Genomic DNA, 20641 nt, shown 5'->3' on the forward strand with positions numbered 1-20641 from the left:
TTATTCCTTCTTTTATTTATATATAATTCTACAATAATATATTTTTATTGCTCTTTTAATACTATTCTTCTTAAAGCCTTAAAATCCTTCTTTTTATCTAATAAATTTATGTTTCCTTATTTTGTATTTTTTTATTCCTACTTTTAGTATATAACAAGTTTTGGAACATAAATTTCGTTAAACTTATTTAGACAATAATCGTCACTCATACCTGCAATATAGTCAGCCACCCCTCTAGATAGTCCTTCTTCATCTACTATTTTTCTATAAAGCAGTGGCATTTCTTCTGGATTTTTCATATAAAAATCTATAATTGATTCTAGAATAAATTTTGCCTTTTCTCTTTCTACTTTTAAAATTTCACCTAAATAAACATTTTTAAACATAAATTTTCTAAGTTCTCTCATTGCTTCATCTTTTTCTTCACTTAAAGAAACTTTAAAAATTCCATTATCTAAATTTTTGTTAGATTCACTTATAAAATCTAATACTAATGTTTCTATTCTTTCAGAATGAGTTTTTCCAAGAACTTTTGTAACTTCTTTTGGAAGATCCTCTTCCCTTAATAGATTTGCTCTTATAGAATCATCAATATCATGATTTAAATATGCTATTTTATCTGAATATTTAACGACTCTCCCCTCTAAAGTAATTGCTCCTTTCTTTTCATCCTTAGAAAGTCCACTATGCTTTAGTATTCCATCTATAACTTCCTTAGTTAAATTTAATCCCTTACCATCCTTTTCAAGTCTTTCAACAACTCTTACACTTTGTTCATTATGCTTAAATCCATCTTTTAAAAATTTATTTAAAACTTCCTCTCCATTATGTGCAAAGGCAACGTGACCTAAATCATGCCCTAATGCAATAGCCTCTATAAGATATTCATTAAGCCCAATACCAACTCCTATAGTTCTAGCTATTTGAGAAACCTCTAAAGTATGAGTTAGTCTATTTCTATAATGATCACCCTTAGTCCTAATGTACACCTGTGTTTTATCTTTTAATCTTCTAAAGGCTTTTGAATGTATTATTCTATCTCTATCAACCATAAAACAAGTTCTAATATTTTCTTTTTTATTTTCCTTATGTTTTCTTCCAAGGCTTTCAAAGGAATATTGCCCTTCTTTTCTTAATGTCAACCTTTCAAAATTCTCAATTTTTTCTCTTATATTCACTTAAATTCACCTCATATGAAGCATTCTACATTTATCTCTAAAATCCTTTAATTATTACTCTAAATTATTATTTGCAAATTTTTAAAATTTATTATTTAAAATTATTATTATTCTATTTTACCTCTTTAAATAATAGTATAGTAATAAGCAATTATTTAAGGAGGAATGTTTTTGATTAAAAATAAGAATACTGAAAATTTTAATATATTTGCAGAAGAAAATATTAAAAAGTTTATATTAATTCACTATGGTTTAGAAGATTCTTCTGTATCTATGATAAAGTTTAAGGATACTGATAAACAAAGGGCAGTATATAAAGTTCACCATAAAGGAAATGACTATTGCTTAAAAAAAGTTTATTTTGATAAAGCTAATCTATTATTTGTATATTCAGCCTTAGAATGGCTTTATAAAAATGGCATAAAAACTCCTAAGTTTTTAAATTCTTTATCTGGAAATAAATTTGTTAAATTTAATGATATGTATTTTATTCTTACAATATGGATAGATGGAATAAAATGTGACTTTGATAATTCAGAACACCTTATTACATCTATAAAGCAGCTTGCTGGTATTCATTCATGTTCAAGAAACTTTTCTCCAATAGAAGGTAGTGAAAAGCGAATAGGATTTTCTGATTATTACATATCAATATTAAAACACTTTAATCAGCTATTAACATGTTATAATACCGCCTTTAAAATTAATGATAATTTTTCTAATGAATATATAAATAATTTTGATGATAACTTAAAACTTGCTAAATGGGCTTTATATTTATCATCTAACATTAATAATAAAGAGCTTTCTTCCTCCCTCTGCCATGGGGATTATGTAAATAAAAATATTATATTTGATCTAAATTCAAAAATATGGACTATAGATTTAGATAAATGTAAAATAGATTATTCAGCCCATGATTTAGGATATTTTCTAAGAAGACTTTTAAGGAGAGGTAACACTAAATTTGATGTTGAACTTACCTTATCTATACTAAGGGCATATAATGAAATATCCCCTCTTACACCATCTGATATAAGATATGTTTTAGCTTATGTTTGTTTTCCTCAAAAATTTTGGAAACTTTCAAGAGATTATTATAAAAATATAAAAAAATGTAACAAAGATAGTTTTTTACATCTTTTAAAAAAGACTAATGAAAAAACATATTTTCAACTTAAATTTATTGAAGAAATTTATTTAAGAATAAAATCAGAGTATGGTTTTAACCTATAAAAAAACAGCCTAATTTTTGAACTTTTCTCTATGAAATTAAATAGAGAAAAGTTCATTTTTTAGACTGCTTTTTTATTTAAATTTTATTATCTTTTATTTTTAACCTGTGCTTGAGCTGCTGCAAGTCTTGCAAGTGGCACTCTAAATGGTGAACATGAAACATAGTCTAATCCTATGTTATGGAAAAATTCAACTGATGATGGATCTCCACCATGTTCTCCACATATTCCAAGCTTAATATTATTTCTTGTAGCTCTTCCTTTATCTACAGCCATCTTAACTAATTGACCAACACCCTTTTGATCAAGTTTTGCAAATGGATCTTGTTCATAAATTCCATTTTCATAATATGATGATAAGAACTTACCTGCATCATCTCTTGAGAATCCAAAAGTCATTTGAGTTAAATCATTTGTTCCAAAGGAGAAGAATTCAGCTTCCTCTGCTATTTCATCTGCTGTAAGTGCAGCTCTTGGAATTTCTATCATTGTACCAACTTTATAATCTATAGTAAATCCTTTTTCTGTCATTACTTCCTTTGCTGTATTAACAACTATATCTTTAACAAATTTTAATTCCTTAATTTCTCCAATAAGAGGAATCATTATTTCAGGTACTATATCATAACCTCTCTCTATATTAACAGCTATTGCAGCTTCAATTATAGCTCTTGTTTGCATTTCTGCAATTTCAGGATAAGTAACTGCAAGACGACATCCTCTATGACCCATCATTGGATTAAATTCATGTTTCTCACAAACTGCTAATTTTATCTCTTCAACATCTACATCAAGTTCTTTAGCTAAAGATTCCATATCCTCTTCAGTATGAGGTAAGAATTCATGAAGTGGTGGATCTAATAGTCTTATAGTTGCTGGCATTCCTCTAAGTGCTTCATATATTCCTATAAAATCTGCCTTTTGCATTGGTAATATTTTATTAAGAGCAATTCTTCTATCCTCTTCTGTTTTAGCTATTATCATTTCTCTAACAGCTAATATTCTATCCTCTGCAAAGAACATATGCTCTGTTCTACAAAGACCAATTCCTTCTGCTCCAAATTCAACTGCTTGTTTAGCATCCCTTGGAGTGTCTGCATTAGTTCTAACCTTTAATTTTCTTATTCCATCTACCCATTCCATAAATGTAGCAAAATGTCCTGTTATTTCTGGAGTAACAGTTTTAATTTTTTCTCCATAAATATTACCTGATGTACCATCTATTGATATGAAATCTTCATCAGTATACACTTTTCCATTTACTTCTAATGTTCTATTTTCTTCATTAACTTTTAATTCACCACAGCCTGCAACACAGCAAGTTCCCATTCCTCTTGCTACAACAGCTGCATGAGAAGTCATGCCTCCTCTTACAGTTAATATACCTTCTGAAGCTACCATTCCTTCTATATCTTCTGGTGAAGTTTCAAGTCTAACTAAAACTACCTTTTCTCCATCTGCTGCCCTATCTTTTGCCTCCTCTGCTGTAAAAGCAATTTTACCACAGGCAGCTCCTGGTGAAGCTGGTAATCCTTTTGCTATTGGATTTGCGCTTTTTAAATCTTCAGCATAAAAAGCTGGATGAAGTAATGTATCTAATTGTTTAGGTTCTACCTTAAGTATTGCCTCTTCTTTAGTAAGCATTCCTTCTTCAACTAAATCAACAGCTATTTTAAGTGCCGCTTGGGCAGTTCTCTTTCCATTTCTTGTTTGTAAAAAATACAGTTTACCTTCTTCTATGGTTATTTCCATATCTTGCATATCTTTGTAATGTTCTTCTAATTTATCAACAATATCAATAAATTCTTTATAAATCTTTGGGTTTTGTTCTTCTAACTTTCTTATTGGAAGTGGTGTTCTTATTCCAGCAACAACATCTTCACCTTGTGCATTCATTAAATATTCGCCATATATTTCTTTTTCTCCATTAGCTGGGTTTCTTGAAAATACTACTCCTGTTCCTGAAGTTTCTCCTTTGTTTCCAAATACCATTTGCTGAACATTTACAGCTGTTCCCCACTCACCTGGTATATCATTTAATCTTCTATAAACTATAGCTCTTGGATTATTCCATGATCTAAATACAGCTGTTACAGATTCTATTAATTGTTCTCTTGGCTCTTGTGGAAATTCTTTTCCCATTTCTTTTTTGTATATCATCTTGTATTGACTAACTAATTCTTTTAAATCTTCAGCAGTTAAATCTGTATCAAATTCAACTCCCTTTTTTTCTTTAATTTCATCAATTTTTGATTCAAACAATCTTTTTTCTATACCCATAACAACATCTGAAAACATTTGAATGAATCTTCTATAAGAATCATAAGCGAATCTTGGATTATTTGTAAGCTTTGCCATTGCCTCTACAGCTATATCATTTAATCCTAAATTTAATATTGTGTCCATCATACCAGGCATTGAAACTCTTGCACCTGACCTTACTGAAACAAGTAACGGATTCTCTGTACTTCCAAACTCTTTTCCAGTTTCTTTTTCAAGTTCTCTCATAGCACATTCTATTTCTTTTATAATAGAAGATGCTATAACCTTCCCATCTTCATAATACTTATTACAAGCTTCTGTTGTAATAGTAAAACCATGTGGAACTGGAACTCCTAAGTTAGACATTTCAGCTAAGTTAGCTCCTTTACCCCCTAAAAGATTTCTCATTGATGCATTTCCTTCTTTAAAAAGGTAAACGTATTTTTTCTCCATTTTCAATACTCCTCCGTTCAATACTAATGTTATCTATAACTAACAGGATTTTTTAAAATCACCCTGAAGTCTACACCATTAAATTATTCATTTTCTCCAAGTTTAACAAATAATTTTGTAACGTTAGTTTTTGAAACCTTACCCACTATTTTGTATTGTTCTTTATCATCTACCATAATTTTTTCTACGATTGGAATACTGTCTATTTCATGTTCTATAATTTTTTTTGCTATATCATAAGCAGGATCATCTGGCGTACCACATACTATGTTTGGCATTCTTGTCATTATTACTCCAACTGGAACTCTATGAATATCTGTTCCTCCAATAGCAATTTTAAGAAAATCTTTTCTTGAAACTGCTCCTGTTAAAAAGCCCGCATTTTCAACGAATAATGTACCAACATCATTTAAAAACAGGTATACGATTGCATCATATACTGTTGTTGATTCATTAACTATTGATGGTTTTGACATTATATTACAAACCTTAATTTCATTTATATATTCATGAACCAAACTACTTTTGGGTTTATTTGAATATATATATCCAACCTTTGGTCTAGCATCTAATGTACCTATCATTGTTAAAATCGCAAGGTCTGCTCTAAGTGCTGCCCTAGTTACTCCAAGCTTTTCAGCCAAACATTCACTAGTTATCGGCTGTCCTTCCTTAACTAATCTAATTATTTCTTCTTGCCTATCTGACAATTTCAAAACTAATCCCTCTTTCCAAAACAAGGATAATTATTTGCTAAAATTTTTCTTTGTAGGTTTATTATAGCACACTTTTTATATGTAGTATACTATTAATTGAATTTTTTCATATAAAGTATACTGCATATATTTATATGTGCTATACTATTTAATTCTAACCATATTTTTTATTATTTAAACTATATTTTAATTATAAAGACATATTAAACAATACGCTATCTTACATTTATTCCAAATTTTAACAAATATTACATTTATCTCTTGCTATATCATTTTATCTCTTCTACATATATGTTTTTCTTGATTTTTCTTCCAATTTATTCCTTATCATCAAAATTTACAGTATATGTATATACAGTCTCATCACCGCCATAAACTTTTTGTTTATTTGTTTTCTTATTTTTTAAATCATTTTTTTTGTTATTTATTTTTTCTTTTACCATTCCTGCAACTTCCTGTGCTTTACCTTTAACTTCAACTGCAGCCTTTTCAATATATTTATTTACTACCTCTACAGAACCATCACACTTTGTAATTTCTATAGTTAATTTTGTAGCAACTGCTGCAATTACTCCAAAAGCTAAAATAGGTGGCATAATAACTGCTATAACAGTTGCAGCTATTCCAGCATTTACAGGAACATCTACTAAAACAGAATCATCTTTTTTAATTTTTATTCTGCTTACGTTGCCTTTTTCTATTATATCTTTAAGCCAAGCTTTAAGTTCTGCTATTGTTTCCGAAGCTTTACATTCTTTATCTTCATTACATTTTTTTGAAGATTCTTCTTCTGCAAATGGAACTACAACATTATTTTCTATATATATTAATGCTTCTAATAAATCTCCATCATTAATTTCTAAAGCTTTTTTAGCCATTTCATAGCTAACTCCAGTTCTTTCTCTTATTTGATCAACTTTTTCTAAAGTAATTTCTTTCATAAATCATCACTCCTTTAAATAACTTAACATTTCTAAACTCTTTGGTTTTTTTGAATAATTTGAAGAAATTATAAATGTTGTAACTCTCTCTATTTCCTTTTTTATATCCTTTGACAAATTAAGCCTAAATATTTTGTCAGAATTTGTATTAATTAAAAATTTCAAGGCATTATATGCACCTTTTGATATATGAAGTCCTTGTACTTTATTGCATTCTTCACATACTCCTCCAAAATTAGATAAACTTATATAATTTGAAACATTAATCTTTTTTTTGCAACTAACACAATGATCTAATACAATACCATATCCTGTAGCTTTTAAAAGTTTTAATTCAAAGGATCTAATAAGTAATTCATAATCTATAGCATCAGTATCTAAAAGATATAATGTGGTTATAAATTCTTTATATAGCCATCTATTACTTTCACCTTCCATTAATGCTATATCAATAAGCTCACATAAATACGATGAATATGTAAGCTTATCTAAGTTACTCATAAGACCTTGAAAAGAACTAATTATTTTACCTTCTTGAAGATTAGATAAATTTTTACCTTTAAAAATCATATAATCTCCATAACAAAGAGGAAGGGTTATTGCAAAGAGCTTACTTTTGTTTCTCTTTGCTCCTCTTGCTATAGCAGTAACTTTTCCTAGTTTTTCTGTATACATCCAAACTAACTTATCATTTTCTTTATAGTCTTGTGTTTTTATAACTACACCATTTGTTTTTATTAAGGTCAATTTACACAACTCCCAAAACTATTTAAGCTTTTTATAACCTAGCTCTTTTAATAATGTTTGGTTATCTCTCCATTCTTTTCTAACCTTAACCCATATTTTTATATTAACTTTACTTCTTAGGAATCTTTCTAATTCATATCTTGAAGCTTCACCTATTTTCTTTAAAGACTGACCATTTTTACCTATTATTATTCCTTTATGTGAATCTTTTTCACATATTAAATCAACTTCTATATGATATGTTCCATTTTCCTTTTGTTTCATTTGGATTACATCAACTGCAATTCCATGTGGAACTTCATCTCTTAAAGTTCTAAGTGCCTTTTCTCTAACTATTTCTGATACAACAAATCTTTCTTGAACATCTGTTATCATATCTTCTGGATAATATTTAGGTCCTTCTGGTAATTCTTTAACCATTAATTTTAATAATTCATCTACATTCTTACCCTTTAAGGCTGATATTGGAATTATTTCTTTAAAGTTAAATTCTTTTGAAAAGTCTATAAGGCTTTTTGCTACAACATCTTGTGTAAATTCATCTACTTTATTTAACACTAAAAATACTGGAGCATTTTTTGATTTTAATGATTCTAATATGAATTTGTCTCCTCTTCCTATTTCTTCTCCTGGATTAGTTAAGAAAAGAATTAAGTCAACATCTTTAGTTGAATCCTTTGCTGAGTTAACCATATATTCTCCTAGCTTGTGCTTTGGTTTATGTATACCTGGTGTGTCAACAAATATCATTTGATAATCATCTGTTGTTAATATTGTTTGAATATTATTTCTTGTTGTTTGTGGTTTGTTTGAAACTATTGAAAGTTTTTCCCCCATTATATAATTCATTAATGTAGATTTTCCTACATTTGGTCTTCCTACTATTGATATAAATCCTGATTTAAACATGTTTCCTCCTGTTACTCTAAATCTTTCTTTGTGAAAAATCCAGGCATTATTTCTTCTAAAGTTTTTTCTATATAGTCATTTTCATTTTTTATAATATAAATTTTCATATCTTTACTATCTGCAAATTCTGTAATTACTTGCCTACAAATACCACATGGGTAAGTGTAATTATTAGTATCTCCAATAAGTGCTAGTTCCTTTAACACTCTATTTCCCTTTGATACGCCATTAAATATTGCTGTCCTCTCTGCACAGTTTGTTGCTCCATAAGATGCATTTTCAATATTACATCCAGTATATATATTATTATCTTCAAAAAGTGCGGCTGCTCCAACTTTAAAATTTGAATAGGGACAATAGGCTTTTTCCCTTGCATTAATAGCCTCTTTTATTAATTTCTTATTTACCATATATACATCCCTCATTTCTAAATTGTATAATCTATTTCTTATTGCGTGGTATTTATTATAACACTAATACCTTATTTAAAAAAGTTATATGTTAAAGCTTCAAATCTTAAATAATACAAAAATAAATAAAGTTATTAATATTCCAAATAAAGCTCCTACAATTACTTCAAAAGTAGAATGAACTTCTGAATCTACTCTGCTTTGTGCTGTAATAATAGCCATTAAAAAGCTAAGCATAATACATATAGGTTCTTCTGTTATTAATGATATTGCTGTTGCTATTGAAAAAGCTAATGCACTATGTCCACTTGGCATTCCACCCTTTAGTGGAGTACCTTCTCCAAATATTGCTTTTACTATTATTGTAGCTATTGATACAAATACTAAAACAATAAATATAGTGTGAGGTTCTGATGTTTTTATTTTATGAAGCAATATAAGTGATAAATCTGATAGTTTATCCCAAAATATAATATACCCAACAACAACCGCATTTATAGCTGTTAAAAGAACTGCTCCAGCTGCAACATTTTTAGCTATTTTAGCTAAAGGATGATAATAATTAGTGTTCATATCAACAACAGCCTCTATAGCAGTATTTAAAAGTTCTGCACCTATTACCATAGTTATTGTTATAGCAAGTATTAAAAACTCATTTCTAGATACATCAAAGCAAAGACATGCAATTAAAACAAGTAATGTAACTACCATGTGTATCTTCATATTTCTCTGTGTTCTAACTGTATATATAATTCCATCTATGGCATTATTAAAGCTATCAACTAATTTCTTTAATTTCATAAAAACCACCCTTATGTTTTTATCTTGTAATATTTAATTTAGAAAGTATTTCCTCTTCTCTTTTTCTCATTACCTTTTTATCTAAATCTTCCATATGATCATATCCTAAAAGATGTAATACTGAATGAACAACTAAATAAGATGCTTCCCTTTCAAATGAATGATTATATTCTTTACTTTGTTCTAATGCTCTTTCAAGAGATAATACTATATCACCTAAAACTAATTCTTCTCCATCCATAAAGGTTACATCAAAACTTTTATTTTTATAAAGTTCTTTAAATACCTTTTTATATTCATAATCAAGCATTGGGAAAGAAAGTACATCTGTAGCTCTATCTATTCCTCTTGTTTCATTATTTATCTCCTTTATTTCTTCATTATCAACAAAAATCATTGATATTTCAGAAGGAATTAAAACTTCTTCTTCTTTTAATGCAAATTCTATAACTTCTTTTAAATTTTCAGTAAATTTTTCTGAAGCTTCTATTTTATTTTGTCTATTATCTACATAAATCATTAAAATTCTCCTTAACTATTATTTAAATTAAATTATGGGGAGTTTTTTTCTCCCCATATACTCTAACCTTCTTTAACCTTTTTCTCTGTTGGATACTCTATTCTTTGATGATAGATTCCAAGTAATGCTTTAAGAAAACACTTCCTTATCTTTTCTAAATCCTTTAATGTTAAATCACAGTTATCAAGCTGTCCTGAATAAAGTTTATCCTTAATAATATTATTTACCATTTCCTCAATTTTACCCTTAGTAGGTTCAGAAATTGATCTTACTGCTGCTTCAACACTATCTGCAAGCATTATTATTCCTGCTTCTTTACTACTTGGAATTGGTCCTGGATATTTAAAATCTTCCTCTTTAACATCCTCTGGATTTTCTGCATTATTTTTCATTGTATAATAAAAATATTTAACTAATGTTGTTCCATGATGTTGTTCTATAATATCTTTAATTACCTCTGGAAGATTATATTCCTTTGCAAGTTCCACTCCATCTTTAACATGGGATGTTATTATAAGTGTACTTAAATTAGGGGTTATTTTATCATGAGGATTTTCTTTTCCTATTTGATTTTCTCCAAAAAAGTATGGTCTTTTTGTTTTACCAACATCGTGAAAATATGCTCCTACTCTTGCAATTACAGGATTTGCATTAATTTCTTCAGCTGCCATTTCAGCAAGATTTGCAACTAACATACTATGATGATAAGTACCTGGTGCTTCCATTAAAAGTTTCTTTAATAATGGATTGTTTGGATTTGATATTTCAAGTAACTTTAACGTTGTTACAACATCAAAACTTGACTCTAAAAATGGTAGTACTCCAATTGCAAGTATTGCTGAAAAAATAACACCAACAGCTGCAAGTAAGCTAACTATCATTATTTCTTTTAAATTATTTGAAAGTAAAACCCCTGTTGTAAAGGTTAAAAGAGCACTCATTACCATTAATGAAATAGAGGAATAAAATATATCATTTCTCTGCTGCATCTTTCTAAGTCCTGTTGCACCAAGTATTGCATTTAATATTCCAACTAAAATAATTTGAGGATTAAAATTAACTAAAGCCCCTATTATAATTACATTTATACTACATACAACAAGAGATAATTTATAATCTATAAGAAGTGCTATAAGTATTGGTGCACAAGCAAGTGGAATAACAAAAGGGGATAATCCTCCTATAACCCTTGCTAAAATAAAACTAAATATGTTTATAATATTAATTAATATTATAAGCTTTGTATTTTTAAATACTTTTTTATGATTTTTTGCAATATAAATGTATTGTGTAAAAAATACTATTAATGTAAATAGTGCAAGTACAGTATAAAGTATTAAAAATGAAGTCCCACCACTTTGATCTAAAAGTCCTAAATCCTTAAGTACAGCTATTTGCTCTGCTGTAACTGGTTCTCCTTCACTTACAATAGTTTGATTCTTTTTAATTATTACTTTAGGTACATTTCTTTGTACTTCTTTAATAAGTTCCTCTGTTTTTTCTTTGTCATAGAAAAAATTTGGTTTTAATTCTGGAATAACAAGTTTTTTAAGAACCTTCTTTGTATTAAATGAAGTATTAATATCATTTATTCTCTTTTCAGCTAAAGTAGTAGCCTTTTTTATGCTTTTCTCATTTCCATCTTCTATATTATTTTGATAGACTTCTTTTATGATTCCATTTACTTCAAATTTTATATCATTTAATGAATTTTGTGATAATGTTAATAGTTGCTTATAATCCCCTTCATTTAAGTTTGGATTATTAAGTTTCATAAGATCTTTTAACTTTTCTTTATTGTCTTCAACTGTAGTATTTAAATTTATTACTTTATTTAATACATCATCAACATTTTTTTCTGCTTCATTTTCCACTTCACCCTTTAATGTATAAGGCTTATCTATTTTATCCGTGGCTTCTTTTATTCTCTCTTGAGTTGCAAGTTCATTAACAGTATCTCTTGGAGCCTTTATATCAACTCTTGCAATATCCCCTTCTTTTAAATCATATTGTTTAGGAGCTACTGCTGTTATAAGCAATATATATGTTATTAAAATAGTAATTGTATTAATTAAAAATCTTATATATTTCTCTTTAGGTTTAATATCAATCTTTTCTCTCTTTAGCAAGTTTACCACCTTCTTATCAACTAATATCTAGCATTATGCTTAAGATGCTATATTTTCTTCAACAGCAAATTGTGCAATAATCTTTATTTTTTCTTCGTTAACATCTAAAACATCATAAGTTTTACCTACAATCTTTGCTTCATTAGTTAAATCTTTTTTAAGAAACTCTTCAAGCTTTTTAATGGATTCCTCTACAACCTTTTCTTTATTTAAGTCTAATTTTTTACTTTTCATTTCATAATAATTAACAGACCTTAATATTCCATCTTTATCTTCTATTTTATCATAGTTTTTAAAAGAATTTATAGCCTTTTTTAAGTAAATTTTCTTTCCACCTAAGTTTATATAAATGTCACTATTTTTATTACCTGTTCTCTCTAATTTTTCTCCTCTTATTTGTATCTCTAAAGTTCTTTCATAAAAAACTGTTGCAATTACTACTCCTTGTGGATTAACTTCATACTTTTCATCCATGTCCCCATCATAAGGATAGATTAAAGTATCTCCTTCCTTAACCATATCTCCTGGATTTACAGCTGCTGTTCCAAACTTTGTATAAACTCTTTTTACCTCTCCATCTTTTTTTGCAACAACACCTTTATCATAAGCATCTAAAAGTTTTGGAGGATTAACTTTCTCCTCTACTTTAATTTTTAAACTTGAACCTTCCATTCTAGCTCTAACCCATAATATTTCTGGACTATAATCTTCTATTTTCTTTTCTAAATCATAAACATTAATTTTACTTTTGCTCATTCCTTGGTGAATACCTAAATTGTTAACCATTTTTCTAACTTCAAAAGGAGAAACATTTTTTTCTGTTTCTATATCAATTGCCCATATAAATGTTGATAATAAAAATAATATTATTAAAAATATTCCTCCACCTATTACAAAGGAAAGTCTCTTTTTTATTTTAGATAACTTAATTATAGTTCCTTTTCTTTTTAATATTTTAATTTTTCCATTACATCTTTTAACTATCTTTTTTACATCCTCATAATCTTCCCCGTATATGTTCATAGTAAATGTAGCTGCATTAATTTTTCTTACATTGTCAGCTCTTATGTTATTTTTCCATAATGCATTTAACATTTGTTCTGTTTTTATAAGGGTTATTTCTACAGTTATTATTGTTAATTTTTTAGTATTAAAATTCATTTTTCTAAATCTCCATAACTAATTCCTAAAAATTTTCCTGAAACAACAATAGTTTCATCTGCTATATACAAAATTTCAAGATTATTTCCTTCTACCTTAACAACCCCTTTTTTAGTTTTAATTTTTATATAATCATTATCAAAACTTTCAATTCCTTTATGATTTTCAATTGAAATTTCCCTATCTCCTATAACAGTTATCTTAGGTAAATCAAGCATAACTTCTTTAGGTAAGTCTATTTTTTCTAAAAGCTTCTCTTTCTTTTCTAATAAATTCCCTTTCACTTCACACACTCTCTCCCACAATATTTCTATCATAGTAATTTATGATTTTTTTTTAATTTTAATACCAAAAAGAAGCTATCACATTACTGAATTAAAAATCCATTAGTGATAGCTTCCTCTTTATATAAGTTTTAAATTTTCTAAATTTCATATTATATTTTAACTAATATGTTCCTTATTTTTCAAATAATAGGCTTCTTCTATAAAATCATATTCATTCTTAATAGATTTTAGTATATTAAAGGGATCTTTAAGCTTTATTCCTCGTTCATAAAAATATAAGAACATATTATAAAAATATTTTCTTTCTTTTGAATCAGGATAAAATGCTTGACTTAAATCTAATCTTATTTCTTCTCCATTTTTAAGCAACAGATGACATTGAAATCTTTCTCTAACATTATAAAGATATCTAGGTCTAAATTTAAAAGTCCAAATCCATTAACAGTAAAATATGAATAATACCTTTTAAAATCAAAAAAGCCTACAGAAGATGTAAGATTTTTTGATATTTTTATTATGTATACGTATTCTTGTTTTAGATGATTAAACAACCATTTAATAGTAATTACTATATCTATTTTATATTTCTCACAACATAACAAAAAGGACTCTAAAAGAGTCCTCTATTGCTATTTATTATTTATTAAATAATTTTTCACTATTTGACTTACAAGTTTGCCATCAGCTCTTCCAACTGTTTTTGGTCTAACTAATGCCATAACTTTTCCCATGTCTTTTATGCTATTTGCACCCGCTTCTATAGCTGCTTCCTTAACGATTTGTACAATTTCTTCTTCGCTTAATTGCTGAGGAAGGTAATCTAGCAAGATCTTAATTTCAGCATTAGCTTCATCAACTAAATCTTGTCTGTTACCTTTTTCAAACTCAAGCACAGCTTCTCTTCTTTGCTTGACTTCTCTAGCTAATATTTCAGTAGCTTCACTATCTTCAACTTTTCTATTATCTGTTTTTTCAACTAATAGAATAGCTGCTTTAGCAGTACTTAATACATTAGCCCTAAATTTGTCTTTTGCCTTTAAAGCAGTTTTCCAATCTTCTTGAAGTCTCTCTTTAATTGTTGGCATTTCCTATACCTTCTTTCAAAATACTACTTGAACTTTCTCTTTCTAGCAGCTTCTGATTTCTTTTTCTTCTTTACGCTTGGCTTTTCGTAATGTTCTCTCTTTCTAACTTCTGAAAGAACTCCAGCTCTAGCACATTTTCTTTTAAATCTTCTTAACGCACTTTCAAGTGTTTCGTTTTCTCCAACTTTTATTTCTGACATCTATTATCCCTCCCTCCGCTAGCTTAAATTATCAATTCAATCAGCTACGGGCTTAATAACACAAGCTATATTATACATTATTCACATTAATTGTGTCAATAATTTCTGGAAACATTTTTAACCTGGTGGCCATTTTAATTCTCTACCACCCAGAACATGGAAATGCATATGGTCAACAGTTTGACCTCCATCCACACCACAATTATTTACTATTCTATATCCATTCTCTGATATTCCTAAGTCTTTTGCAAGTTTTCCTACAACCTCAAAAATATGTGCAATAATTTTTGAGTTTTCTTCTGTAATTAAATTAGCACTTTTTATATGTTCCTTAGGTATAACTAAAAAATGAACTGGTGCTTCTGGATTTATATCATAAAAAGCATATACAAATTCATCTTCATATATTTTCTTTGATGGAATATCTCCATTAATTATTTTACAAAAAATACAATCTGACATAAATTCACCCCCTTTAAAGCAGAGTAATTACTATTTTATTTTATCACTTTTCCCTCTGCATAGTCACCCTTTGATTTTAAAATTTTAACTTTTACTATATTTCCTATATCATTTTTTGATGCTCCATCTACATGAACCTTAACAAAGTTTCTAGTATATCCTTCATATATACCTTCATCTCCCTTTACTTCCTGTTCAATTAAAACGCCCATTTCTCTTCCAATTAAACCTTCTGTAAAGTTACCTTCATTTTTCTCATTAAGTTCAATTAACTTTTTGCTTCTTTCTTCTTTTTTGTTTCCGTCAATTTGATCTTTCATATCTGCAGCTTTAGTTCCTGTTCTTGGACTAAATTTAAATATATGAGTTTTAGTTAATTTATTTCTTTTTAAGAATTCATATGTTTCATTAAATTCTTCATCTGTTTCTCCTGGGAAACCAACAATTACATCAGTTGTTATTGAAGCGTCCTTTAAATTTTCTCTTAAAACATTAACTATTCTCTCATATTCAGCAGCTGTATATCTTCTATTCATTCTCTTTAAAGTGGCATCACATCCACTTTGAAGGGATAAATGGAACTGTGGACAAAGCTTTTTCATATTTTTAACCTTTTCTACTACATCATCTGAGAAAAAGGCTGGTTCAATAGATCCAATTCTAACTCTTTCTATTCCATCTATTTTTTCTATTTCTTCAAGAAGAGTTACTAAATTAACATTTCCTTCTAAATCAAGTCCATAAGATGCAGTATGTATTCCAGATAGTATTACTTCTTTAAATCCATGTTCTGCAAGCTTTCTTATTTCATCTAAAACATTATTAAAATCCTTTGAACAAACTGCTCCTCTAGTATAAGGAATTAAACAATATGCACAAAATCTATTACATCCATCTTGTATCTTTAAGAAGGCTCTTGTTTTATCTCTATAATCTTCTATTTTTAATTCTTCAAAATGTTTATTTCTAAGAACTCCACCAACTTGGATTTGAGGTTTTTTCTCATCCATTGCCTTATTTACATAATATACAATGTCTCCCTTATTTCTAGTTCCAAGTACAACATCAACACCTTCAATGCCAGAAACTTCCTTAGGAGCAATTTGAGAATAACATCCAACAACTGCTATTATTGCATCAGGATTTAATCTTCTAGCTCTTCCTATAATCTGTCTTGATTTTTTATCTCCCATATTTGTCACTGAACATGTATTTACAACATAAACATCAGCAATTTCTGTAAAATCTACAACTTCATATCCTTCTCTTACAAATTTTTCAGTCATTGCCTCTGATTCATACATATTTACTCTACATCCTAATGTAGCAAATGCAACTTTCATTAAATACTTCCTCCTAGATCTCCTAATTCATATTGAATTAATGAGGTAGCTACAAAACCTGCGGTTTCTGTTCTAAGAATTCTTTTCCCTAGAGTTATAATATAAGCTCCCCCATCTTTTAATTTTTTAATTTCACTTTCGCAAAATCCACCTTCTGGCCCTATGACTATACCAACTCTTTTTATATTTTCTATATTTATATCCTTCATAAGTCCTTTAATCCCATAGTCTTCTTTATTTTCGTATGGGACTATAATTAAATCAAAGGTATTTATTTCATTTATTAATTCGTCCAATTTAATTGGATTTAAAACCTTTGGAATTACACTTCTCTTACTTTGTTTACAAGCTTCAAGTGCTATTCTATTTAATCTATCTAGCTTTTTAAAATCACCTTTAAGTTTAACATCCACTCTTTCAGTTATTAAAGGTATAAATTCACTAATGCCAAGTTCTGTTCCTTTTTGAACTATTAAATCCATTTTTTGAGCTTTAGGCATTCCTTGAAATAATACTATTTCAACATTGCTTTCATTATTTACATTTAATTTTTCAATTATATCTAAGGTAACTTCACTTTTGGTTATTTCTTTAATTTTTGCTAAATATTCTGTTCCTTCACAATTGTTTAAGACTACTTCTTCCCCTTCTGTTAATCTTAAAACTTTATAAATATGTTTAACATCTTCCCCTACTATTTTGCAAGTATCTTCAAATATATATTCTGATGGGGTAAAAAACTTATGCATTTAATTTTCACCTAACCTTTATTTTGCTTTTGCAATAATGCAATTCCATTCTCCATCTTTATTAACTTTAATTACTTCAAAACCTGACTCTTCTAATTTATCAGTAACCATTTTAACTCTTTCATGAATTATACCTGATGTTATAAACATTCCACCTGATTTTAAAACTCTCTTAACATCATCTATAAGAATGCATATTACTTCAGCAATAATATTTGCAACAACTATATCAGCTTTTCCTTCAATTACTTCAACTAAATTTCCATAAAGAATTTCTATATTATCTAAATTATTATATCCTACATTTTCTTTAGCTGATTCAACTGCTACTGGATCTAAATCTACTCCAACAGCTTTTTTAGCTCCAAGTTTAGCTGCTGCTATTGCAAGTATACCAGAACCTGTTCCTACATCAAACACAGTACTATCTTTTTCTACGTACTTTTCTAAAGCTTGAATACACATCTTTGTTGTTTCATGATCTCCTGTACCAAATGCCATGCCTGGATCTAATTCAACAACTAAGTCTCCTTCATTTTCTTTATATTTTTCCCATATTGGTTTAACAACTATATGTTCTCCAACCTTTGAAGGTTTATAATATTTTTTCCAGTTATTAGCCCAATCCTCTTCATGAGTTTTTGTAACCTCAACTTTTCCTTCTCCAACATCAAATCCCATATTTCTTATTTCTTCTACTTTTTCTTTAACATATGTAATTACTTCATCTATATTATCTTCTTCTGAAAAATATCCTTTAACTACTGCATATTTTCCTTTATGTTCTAAAACATTTATATCTGCAAAATCCCAAGTTAATGGTCCTTGTTCTCTTTCTAATATATCATTAGGGTCTTCAACTGATACCCCTTTGCAATCTAATATATAAAAAATACCTTCTATAGGTTCAAGTGCCTCACTTTTAGTAATAACTTTTACTTCAATCCATGATCCTTCCATGAAATTCATTCCTTTCTTTTCATTAATTAATGAACTTAATAAATAATTTTACCCTTTTTAAATGAACTCTGTCAAGAAAAGGGCAAATATATAATAAAAACTACCTATAAGATTAATTGCATATAGAGAAATAATTAAATTATTAATGATACAAAAATATATTACATTTAAAAAATGGCTATATAAAAATGATATAAACTATCATTTTTATATAGCCAAATTATTTTTATAAATTTTTATCCATATCAAATGTTAATTTTGAAAGATCAAGGCTATTAACTACTAATTCTCCAATATATTTCATTGTTAAATCACGCATTTTTGAAACAATTTCATGATTTTTATTAGTTAAGAATTCAGTTAACTCATTACCACTTAATGATGAAGCCTCTTTATCTGTGTTTGAAACCATTCTTATTAATTGTTCACGACAACTCTTTAAATAATCTATATCAGATTGAATTAATTTACTATAGTGACCTTCTACTAATGCAGTTACAGTACGATACATCCAATAAGCATCATCTAAATTCCATTCAAGCTTTGTATTATTATAGCTTGGATCTGAGTCAGTAGAATTTCCGTAGAATGGAAGATATGGAGTATGAGCTGGAACACCTACACAAATCCACATAATTGTAGATAATTCATCTTTAACATTATTTCTAACTTGCATTACATGAGAGTTTTGAGTTCTATTTAGAGATATTGGTCTAAATAAAAGTTTTTCACATTCTGTTCCTTTTCCATATGGATCATAAATTGTTTCATCATAGTGAGAACTTAAAATATATTCTGCATCCTCTACAGATAATTTTCTATTTGCATGAAATATAAATGGTAAATCACTAGAATCAGGTTCTTGTTTTATTTCTGGATTAAAATATTTTTGTCCAAACCAAACTCTTGGAGTATTATAGTGACGATCCTTTTCTGTATCTGTTCCAAAAATTTTACGGAAGTTCCATCCAGATAAATTTGTATTTAAATTATGTTCTTCTACAAATTCTCTAATTCCTTCTGACCACATAAAGTTTTCAGTATCATTAAAATCTACTTCTTGAATAGCTACTTGATTTGCTATTACACAACATCCATCATCAGGTATTCTTTCTGCTACCCAGTGATGTCCTGTTACTATTTCCATATACCAAATATCATTTTTATCACTAAATATAACACCATTTCCTTCAGCAGAACCATGTTCTTTAATTAAATTACCTAAGTATTCAACACCTTCCTTTGCTGAAGTTATATAAGGAAGCACCATTATAGTCATAGAATCTTCTGCAAGTCCATCTGATAATAGTGGATCATAAGCTAAAACATGTTCATTTGCATATACACTTTCTGTTGCACTCATTCCTACATTTTTTTCATTAAATCCACTTTCACCATAGATACCTTCTTTTTTAATATCAACATTTGGTACTAATTGATATCTAAAAGAAGACCTAGGAAGCTTTGTTTTAAATCCATTTTGATTTGAAGAATACATGCCGCTTTGATTATTGTTAGCTGCTTGTACATAAAATCTTTGTGGATTATAAGGTTTAAAGGTATCATCATTTCTACCTATTATAGTTGACCCATCAATTGAAGCTTTCTTTCCTATTAAGACAGTTGTACACATATTAAAATCATCTCCAATAAAAAAATTTTTAAGTTTTAAAATCAAATTGTAATTTGTATAACAATCCTTTAAAGCTTTTCTATAATTTAAATGATATACCTTAAATTTTCTTTGTAAATAATCCTAAATTTTAATTATTAATATAGAAATTAGTAATTTATAATATTTAATTTAGTTTTTTAAATGGATAATATAAGAAGGAGTAAGAAATCACAATTAATACTTACGATTTTATAATAGTTAACAAATCAGAATAACATTTAGTAAACTTTATTAATAGGTAATGTTTTAGGTCCATGCTTATTTTAGAAATTCTTTTAAATTTACTAAATTACAAAAATACTTTCTATATCTATTTTTAAATAAATCATGACCACCCGTAAAACGGGTGGTTTGCTCTAGCCCTATAAGGGCATGTTACTGGCTGTGCTACTCGCACATCGAAACGGTTTGCCAACCG

21 protein-coding genes are annotated in these 20641 nt (G+C 28.1%); 1 reads left to right on the top strand and 20 read right to left on the bottom strand.

The features are described 5' to 3' along the window. Positions 1-143: 143 nt before the first annotated feature. Positions 144-1178 (bottom strand): deoxyguanosinetriphosphate triphosphohydrolase, encoded by a 1035-nt coding sequence (locus J2S18_RS10055; RefSeq protein ID WP_307486506.1) that lies wholly within the window; start codon positions 1176-1178, stop codon positions 144-146. Positions 1179-1349: 171 nt separating this feature from the next. Here J2S18_RS10055 and J2S18_RS10060 point away from each other — a divergent pair, with 171 nt between their 5' ends. Further along, complete coding sequence (locus J2S18_RS10060; RefSeq protein ID WP_307486507.1) at positions 1350-2414, top strand: CotS family spore coat protein; 1065 nt, start codon at positions 1350-1352, stop codon at positions 2412-2414. Between the two features lie 86 nt (positions 2415-2500). Here the strand turns inward: J2S18_RS10060 and ppdK are convergent, their stop codons facing one another. The 19 genes from ppdK to J2S18_RS10155 all read right to left on the bottom strand — a co-directional run bounded on the left by ppdK (position 2501) and on the right by J2S18_RS10155 (position 20181). Beyond that, entirely contained in the window at positions 2501-5128 is a 2628-nt protein-coding gene (gene ppdK / locus J2S18_RS10065; RefSeq protein ID WP_307486508.1) for a pyruvate, phosphate dikinase, read from the bottom strand. An 83-nt stretch (positions 5129-5211) separates the two neighbouring features. Continuing rightward, positions 5212-5844 (bottom strand): transcriptional regulator CcpN, encoded by a 633-nt coding sequence (gene ccpN, locus J2S18_RS10070; protein WP_307486511.1) that lies wholly within the window; start codon positions 5842-5844, stop codon positions 5212-5214. A 317-nt stretch (positions 5845-6161) separates the two neighbouring features. Then, on the bottom strand, positions 6162-6785 hold the full coding sequence (locus J2S18_RS10075) for a DUF4342 domain-containing protein (RefSeq protein ID WP_307486514.1): 624 nt from the start codon (positions 6783-6785) through the stop codon (positions 6162-6164). Between the two features lie 6 nt (positions 6786-6791). Continuing rightward, positions 6792-7541, bottom strand: coding sequence for a DNA repair protein RecO (gene recO, locus J2S18_RS10080; RefSeq protein WP_307486517.1), 750 nt, complete (start codon positions 7539-7541; stop codon positions 6792-6794). 9 nt (positions 7542-7550) lie between these two features. Beyond that, positions 7551-8441, bottom strand: a complete 891-nt coding sequence (era, locus tag J2S18_RS10085; RefSeq protein ID WP_307486519.1) for a GTPase Era — start codon at positions 8439-8441, stop codon at positions 7551-7553. 11 nt (positions 8442-8452) lie between these two features. Then, positions 8453-8851 carry a cytidine deaminase gene (locus J2S18_RS10090; RefSeq protein ID WP_307486520.1) on the bottom strand — a complete coding sequence of 133 codons (399 nt, stop codon included), beginning with the start codon at positions 8849-8851 and terminating at the stop codon, positions 8453-8455. Between the two features lie 99 nt (positions 8852-8950). After that, a complete protein-coding gene (locus J2S18_RS10095; protein WP_307486522.1) occupies positions 8951-9652 on the bottom strand; it encodes a diacylglycerol kinase in 702 nt (233 codons plus the stop codon). 19 nt (positions 9653-9671) lie between these two features. Next, on the bottom strand, positions 9672-10172 hold the full coding sequence (gene ybeY / locus J2S18_RS10100) for an rRNA maturation RNase YbeY (protein WP_307486527.1): 501 nt from the start codon (positions 10170-10172) through the stop codon (positions 9672-9674). Between the two features lie 62 nt (positions 10173-10234). Further along, positions 10235-12301 (bottom strand): HD family phosphohydrolase, encoded by a 2067-nt coding sequence (locus J2S18_RS10105; protein ID WP_307486530.1) that lies wholly within the window; start codon positions 12299-12301, stop codon positions 10235-10237. Positions 12302-12340: 39 nt separating this feature from the next. Next, entirely contained in the window at positions 12341-13462 is a 1122-nt protein-coding gene (yqfD, locus tag J2S18_RS10110; protein WP_307486532.1) for a sporulation protein YqfD, read from the bottom strand. Next, the gene (gene yqfC, locus J2S18_RS10115; RefSeq protein WP_307486534.1) at positions 13459-13746 is read right to left on the bottom strand and encodes a sporulation protein YqfC; all 288 of its coding nucleotides are present in this window, start codon (positions 13744-13746) and stop codon (positions 13459-13461) included. The genes yqfD and yqfC overlap by 4 nt, the downstream gene beginning before the upstream one ends. Before the next feature lie 159 nt (positions 13747-13905). Continuing rightward, a complete protein-coding gene (locus J2S18_RS10120) occupies positions 13906-14118 on the bottom strand; it encodes a DEAD/DEAH box helicase family protein (RefSeq protein ID WP_307486537.1) in 213 nt (70 codons plus the stop codon). A gap of 260 nt (positions 14119-14378) precedes the next feature. Beyond that, positions 14379-14834 carry a GatB/YqeY domain-containing protein gene (locus tag J2S18_RS10125; protein ID WP_307486539.1) on the bottom strand — a complete coding sequence of 152 codons (456 nt, stop codon included), beginning with the start codon at positions 14832-14834 and terminating at the stop codon, positions 14379-14381. Between the two features lie 23 nt (positions 14835-14857). Further along, positions 14858-15034 carry a 30S ribosomal protein S21 gene (rpsU, locus tag J2S18_RS10130; RefSeq protein WP_008429643.1) on the bottom strand — a complete coding sequence of 59 codons (177 nt, stop codon included), beginning with the start codon at positions 15032-15034 and terminating at the stop codon, positions 14858-14860. A 117-nt stretch (positions 15035-15151) separates the two neighbouring features. Further along, on the bottom strand, positions 15152-15496 hold the full coding sequence (locus J2S18_RS10135) for a histidine triad nucleotide-binding protein (RefSeq protein WP_307486598.1): 345 nt from the start codon (positions 15494-15496) through the stop codon (positions 15152-15154). A 35-nt stretch (positions 15497-15531) separates the two neighbouring features. Next, on the bottom strand, positions 15532-16839 hold the full coding sequence (mtaB, locus tag J2S18_RS10140; protein WP_307486600.1) for a tRNA (N(6)-L-threonylcarbamoyladenosine(37)-C(2))-methylthiotransferase MtaB: 1308 nt from the start codon (positions 16837-16839) through the stop codon (positions 15532-15534). Further along, the gene (locus J2S18_RS10145) at positions 16839-17588 is read right to left on the bottom strand and encodes a 16S rRNA (uracil(1498)-N(3))-methyltransferase (protein ID WP_307486602.1); all 750 of its coding nucleotides are present in this window, start codon (positions 17586-17588) and stop codon (positions 16839-16841) included. The genes mtaB and J2S18_RS10145 overlap by 1 nt, the downstream gene beginning before the upstream one ends. An 18-nt stretch (positions 17589-17606) precedes the next feature. Beyond that, a complete protein-coding gene (gene prmA, locus J2S18_RS10150) occupies positions 17607-18548 on the bottom strand; it encodes a 50S ribosomal protein L11 methyltransferase (RefSeq protein WP_307486604.1) in 942 nt (313 codons plus the stop codon). A 226-nt stretch (positions 18549-18774) separates the two neighbouring features. Beyond that, positions 18775-20181 carry a C69 family dipeptidase gene (locus tag J2S18_RS10155; protein WP_307486605.1) on the bottom strand — a complete coding sequence of 469 codons (1407 nt, stop codon included), beginning with the start codon at positions 20179-20181 and terminating at the stop codon, positions 18775-18777. Positions 20182-20641: the final 460 nt, after the last annotated feature.

Origin of the sequence: Eubacterium multiforme (assembly GCF_030813415.1) — a bacterium.
Classification (GTDB): Bacteria; Bacillota; Clostridia; order Clostridiales; family Clostridiaceae; genus Clostridium; species Clostridium multiforme.

Excerpts from the sequence above, each read along its gene's own strand:
- J2S18_RS10075 (WP_307486514.1), bottom strand. The coding sequence starts at position 6,785 with ATGAAAGAAATTACTTTAGAAAAAGTTGATCAAATAAGAGAAAGAACT.
- era (WP_307486519.1), bottom strand. The coding sequence starts at position 8,441 with ATGTTTAAATCAGGATTTATATCAATAGTAGGAAGACCAAATGTAGGA.
- J2S18_RS10135 (WP_307486598.1), bottom strand. The coding sequence starts at position 15,496 with ATGTCAGATTGTATTTTTTGTAAAATAATTAATGGAGATATTCCATCA.
- prmA (WP_307486604.1), bottom strand. The coding sequence starts at position 18,548 with ATGGAAGGATCATGGATTGAAGTAAAAGTTATTACTAAAAGTGAGGCA.
- rpsU (WP_008429643.1), bottom strand. The coding sequence starts at position 15,034 with ATGTCAGAAATAAAAGTTGGAGAAAACGAAACACTTGAAAGTGCGTTA.
- mtaB (WP_307486600.1), bottom strand. The coding sequence starts at position 16,839 with ATGAAAGTTGCATTTGCTACATTAGGATGTAGAGTAAATATGTATGAA.
- J2S18_RS10090 (WP_307486520.1), bottom strand. The coding sequence starts at position 8,851 with ATGGTAAATAAGAAATTAATAAAAGAGGCTATTAATGCAAGGGAAAAA.
- J2S18_RS10125 (WP_307486539.1), bottom strand. The coding sequence starts at position 14,834 with ATGCCAACAATTAAAGAGAGACTTCAAGAAGATTGGAAAACTGCTTTA.
- J2S18_RS10095 (WP_307486522.1), bottom strand. The coding sequence starts at position 9,652 with ATGAAATTAAAGAAATTAGTTGATAGCTTTAATAATGCCATAGATGGA.
- J2S18_RS10155 (WP_307486605.1), bottom strand. The coding sequence starts at position 20,181 with ATGTGTACAACTGTCTTAATAGGAAAGAAAGCTTCAATTGATGGGTCA.
- J2S18_RS10145 (WP_307486602.1), bottom strand. The coding sequence starts at position 17,588 with ATGCATAAGTTTTTTACCCCATCAGAATATATATTTGAAGATACTTGC.
- ppdK (WP_307486508.1), bottom strand. The coding sequence starts at position 5,128 with ATGGAGAAAAAATACGTTTACCTTTTTAAAGAAGGAAATGCATCAATG.
- yqfD (WP_307486532.1), bottom strand. The coding sequence starts at position 13,462 with ATGAATTTTAATACTAAAAAATTAACAATAATAACTGTAGAAATAACC.
- ybeY (WP_307486527.1), bottom strand. The coding sequence starts at position 10,172 with ATGATTTATGTAGATAATAGACAAAATAAAATAGAAGCTTCAGAAAAA.